General features: G+C 54.5%; 3 tRNA genes and 3 rRNA genes. All 6 read left to right on the top strand.

Features of this window, described 5'->3' with window-relative positions:
* Window positions 1-219, top strand: a 16S ribosomal RNA gene (locus tag B5E41_RS30785); the annotation flags it as partial.
* Between the two features lie 226 nt (window positions 220-445).
* Window positions 446-522, top strand: a tRNA-Ile gene (locus B5E41_RS30780).
* Between the two features lie 83 nt (window positions 523-605).
* Window positions 606-681, top strand: a tRNA-Ala gene (locus B5E41_RS30775).
* Between the two features lie 499 nt (window positions 682-1,180).
* Window positions 1,181-4,058: ribosomal RNA gene (locus tag B5E41_RS30770) — 23S ribosomal RNA — on the top strand.
* 213 nt (window positions 4,059-4,271) lie between these two features.
* Window positions 4,272-4,386, top strand: a 5S ribosomal RNA gene (gene rrf, locus B5E41_RS30765).
* A 149-nt stretch (window positions 4,387-4,535) separates the two neighbouring features.
* A tRNA-Met gene (locus B5E41_RS30760) sits at window positions 4,536-4,612 on the top strand.
* Window positions 4,613-4,614 lie beyond the last annotated feature (2 nt).

The raw sequence follows: 4,614 nt of genomic DNA, 5'->3' as shown, positions 1-4,614 counted from the left end.
AGTGCATGAAGTTGGAATCGCTAGTAATCGCGGATCAGCATGCCGCGGTGAATACGTTCCCGGGCCTTGTACACACCGCCCGTCACACCATGGGAGTTGGTTTTACCCGAAGGTAGTGCGCTAACCGCAAGGAGGCAGCTAACCACGGTAGGGTCAGCGACTGGGGTGAAGTCGTAACAAGGTAGCCGTAGGGGAACCTGCGGCTGGATCACCTCCTTTCTAAGGAAGCTGTGGAATTGGTAAGACACCGAGACATGTCTCGGGTGAACCTTCCCGTGCTTTTTAGAACATAGATGGCGCCAGTCAGGTGACCATCGCAACGTAATACGCCGCATAGACTTCGGTCATGACGGTATGGCGAGCTTTCGCCGTCCACGTTTCTCTTTCTTCAAGAAGACAAAGAACCGCGTCGATCCAGTTGAGGCTGGACCGGTTTGACGAGAATGGGCCCGTAGCTCAGTTGGTTAGAGCACACGCTTGATAAGCGTGGGGTCGGAAGTTCAAGTCTTCCCGGGCCCACCATCTGCTTAGGTAGATGGGGTTGGGAATGGACGGCAGACGCGGAAAGTTGCCGAACCTGGAGCGATCCAGGCGATCGAGCTGATGGGGCTGTAGCTCAGCTGGGAGAGCACCTGCTTTGCAAGCAGGGGGTCAGCGGTTCGATCCCGCTCAGCTCCACCAAATCGATTGGTGTTGAGACTGACGGTTGACGGTTTTGTCTTTTGAAGAAGTAAAGTTTTGCATCGGCTTTTTGCCTGATGCCTGTTCTGCATACATTGTGAAGAGAAGATTGATCTGGAGGCTTCCAGGTGTCGGGTTTTGCCCGATGTCCGAGCCCAGTTCTGATGATCCTGTGGATGGCCTAGCCGGCCGGAGATGGGTGAAGGACTGGAGGTAGGAAGGAAGCTTGTCGCTCTGGATCGTTTGTTGTTCGTTGCCCTTGGGCAATGTCTGATGAACGATCGGATTGCCGTTGCCTGACCGCGCGGTATCGGATCATATCTCGAGAAGCTGGTCTTAAGACCTGACACAAGCGAGCTGCTCGGCGTAGCTCCAATAAAGTGATCAGGTCGAACACGTCGATGGCATTGTTGGATTGACTGGGTTGTAAAAGGTAACCCGGTCTGTTGCCGTTTCCTTTGGGGACGGTGGCGAGATGATGAGCATTGGCAATGAGAACGATTAAGTGTCGTAAGGGCATTTGGTGGATGCCTTGGCATGCACAGGCGATGAAGGACGTGATACGCTGCGAAAAGCCGTGGGGAGCTGCGAATGAGCTTTGATCCATGGATCTCCGAATGGGGCAACCCACCTTAAATACCTAGAAAATCTGTTTTGTTGCTTTGGCTGCGAGGGACTTCCTTCGTAGCGCAAGGCGCGTCGCCGGTCGCCCGGCGCGCCGTCCGCAGGCCTTTGGCCGTGAGGACAAAACAGGTTTCTAGGTATTGTGATAAGGTATCTGCACCTGAATACATAGGGTGTAAGAAGCGAACGCAGGGAACTGAAACATCTAAGTACCTGCAGGAAAGGACATCAACCGAGACTCCGCAAGTAGTGGCGAGCGAACGCGGACCAGGCCAGTGGCAATTGTGATTAAAGTGGAACGCTCTGGAAAGTGCGGCCGTAGTGGGTGACAGCCCCGTACGCGTAGATATCACGATTGTCCTAGAGTAGGGCGGGACACGAGAAATCCTGTCTGAACATGGGGAGACCACTCTCCAAGCCTAAGTACTCGTGCATGACCGATAGCGAACAAGTACCGTGAGGGAAAGGTGAAAAGCACCCCGACAAGGGGAGTGAAATAGAACCTGAAACCGGATGCCTACAAACAGTCGGAGCCCGCAAGGGTGACGGCGTACCTTTTGTATAATGGGTCAACGACTTAGTGTAACAAGCAAGCTTAAGCCGGTAGGTGTAGGCGCAGCGAAAGCGAGTCTGAAGAGGGCGATATAGTTTGTTGCATTAGACCCGAAACCGAGTGATCTAGCCATGAGCAGGTTGAAGGTTGGGTAACACCAACTGGAGGACCGAACCCGCATCTGTTGCAATAGATTGGGATGACTTGTGGCTAGGGGTGAAAGGCCAATCAAACTCGGAAATAGCTGGTTCTCCGCGAAATCTATTTAGGTAGAGCGTCGAGCGAATACCCCCGGGGGTAGAGCACTGGATGGGCTATGGGGACTCACCGTCTTACTGATCCTAACCAAACTCCGAATACCGGGGAGTACTACTCGGCAGACACACGGCGGGTGCTAACGTCCGTCGTGAAAAGGGCAACAACCCTAACCTCCAGCTAAGGTCCCCAAGTCATGGCTAAGTGGGAAAGGATGTGAGGATCCCAAAACAACCAGGATGTTGGCTTAGAAGCAGCCATCATTTAAAGAAAGCGTAACAGCTCACTGGTCTAAATAAGGGTCTTTGCGCCGAAAATGTAACGGGGCTGAAGCCATGCACCGAAGCTGAGGATGTGTAGCAATACACGTGGTAGCGGAGCGTTCCGTAAGCTGATGAAGGGAGACCCGTGAGGGCTCCTGGAGGTATCGGAAGTGCGAATGTTGACATGAGTAACGATAAAGAGGGTGAGAGACCCTCTCGCCGAAAGACCAAGGGTTCCTGCTTAAAGTTAATCTGAGCAGGGTTAGCCGGCCCCTAAGACGAGGCGGACACGCGTAGTCGATGGGAACCACGTTAATATTCGTGGGCCTGGTGGTAGTGACGGATTGCACAAGTTGTTCTGGTTTATTGGATTATCAGGGCAGCGGAGCGGTTCCAGGAAATAGCTCCACCGTATAGACCGTACCCGAAACCGACACAGGTGGTCAGGTAGAGTATACCAAGGCGCTTGAGAGAACTATGTTGAAGGAACTCGGCAAATTGCACGCGTAACTTCGGAAGAAGCGTGACCCCATGGTAGGCAACTATTGTGGGGTGGCACAGACCAGGGGGTAGCGACTGTTTATCAAAAACACAGGGCTCTGCGAAGTCGCAAGACGACGTATAGGGTCTGACGCCTGCCCGGTGCTGGAAGGTTAAGAGGAGAGGTGCAAGCTTTGAATCGAAGCCCCAGTAAACGGCGGCCGTAACTATAACGGTCCTAAGGTAGCGAAATTCCTTGTCGGGTAAGTTCCGACCTGCACGAATGGCGTAACGACTTCCCCGCTGTCTCCAACATAGACTCAGTGAAATTGAATTCCCCGTGAAGATGCGGGGTTCCTGCGGTCAGACGGAAAGACCCCGTGCACCTTTACTATAGCTTTACACTGGCATTCGTGTCGGCATGTGTAGGATAGGTGGTAGGCTTTGAAGCGGGGACGCCAGTTTCCGTGGAGCCATCCTTGAAATACCACCCTTATCGTCATGGATGTCTAACCGCGGCCCGTCATCCGGGTCCGGGACAGTGTATGGTGGGTAGTTTGACTGGGGCGGTCGCCTCCGAAAGAGTAACGGAGGCGCGCGATGGTGGGCTCAGACCGGTCGGAAATCGGTCGTCGAGTGCAATGGCATAAGCCCGCCTGACTGCGAGACTGACAAGTCGAGCAGAGACGAAAGTCGGTCATAGTGATCCGGTGGTCCCGCGTGGAAGGGCCATCGCTCAACGGATAAAAGGTACGCCGGGGATAACAGGCTGATGACCCCCAAGAGTCCATATCGACGGGGTTGTTTGGCACCTCGATGTCGGCTCATCGCATCCTGGGGCTGGAGCAGGTCCCAAGGGTTTGGCTGTTCGCCAATTAAAGCGGTACGTGAGCTGGGTTCAGAACGTCGTGAGACAGTTCGGTCCCTATCTGCCGTGGGTGTAGGAATATTGACAGGATCTGTCCCTAGTACGAGAGGACCGGGATGGACATATCTCTGGTGGACCTGTTGTCCTGCCAAGGGCATAGCAGGGTAGCTATATATGGACGGGATAACCGCTGAAGGCATCTAAGCGGGAAACCCACCTGAAAACGAGTGTTCCCTATCAGAGCCGTGGAAGACGACCACGTTGATAGGCCGGGTGTGGAAGTGCGGCAACGCATGAAGCTTACCGGTACTAATAGCTCGATCGGCTTGATCGTTCTCATTGTTCATGCTCATCAGCCAAAGGCTGATGATGCCTGACCTTGTCCTGACGCGCCAAGGGCGCTGCGGACGGCCCGCGCCACAAAGCGCGACGGCCTCTGGCCTGTAGGGGTGCCACAAGCACCCGCAGCCGGAAAGATCAAAGACGTGTTCAAAACAAAACAGGCTAACGCCTGCCAGCTTCTCAAACAAAAGTTGCGCTTTGCCGACCTGGTGGTTATGGCGGGGTGGCTGCACCCGTTCCCTTTCCGAACACGGCCGTGAAACGCCCCTGCGCCCATGGTACTTCGTCTTAAGACGCGGGAGAGTAGGTCGCTGCCAGGTCTGCAAATCGCAACTCAACGCATGCGCCCGGAGCCGTCAGGCTTCGGTAAGCTGCATGCGTCAACAAAAACTATCTTCTCATCACATTCCAACGGCCAAGGCCGTCTCAAAGGGCCGCTCACAAGCGGCCTTTCGTGTTATAATACTTCCGCGGGGTGGAGCAGCCCGGTAGCTCGTCAGGCTCATAACCTGAAGGCCGCAGGTTCAAATCCTGCCCCCGCAACCAAA

It is taken from the genome of Rhizobium esperanzae (assembly GCF_002204185.1).
GTDB lineage: Bacteria > Pseudomonadota > Alphaproteobacteria > Rhizobiales > Rhizobiaceae > Rhizobium > Rhizobium esperanzae.
Note: the sequence above shows the minus strand (reverse complement) of the source record. Positions and strands in the feature narration are given on the sequence as shown.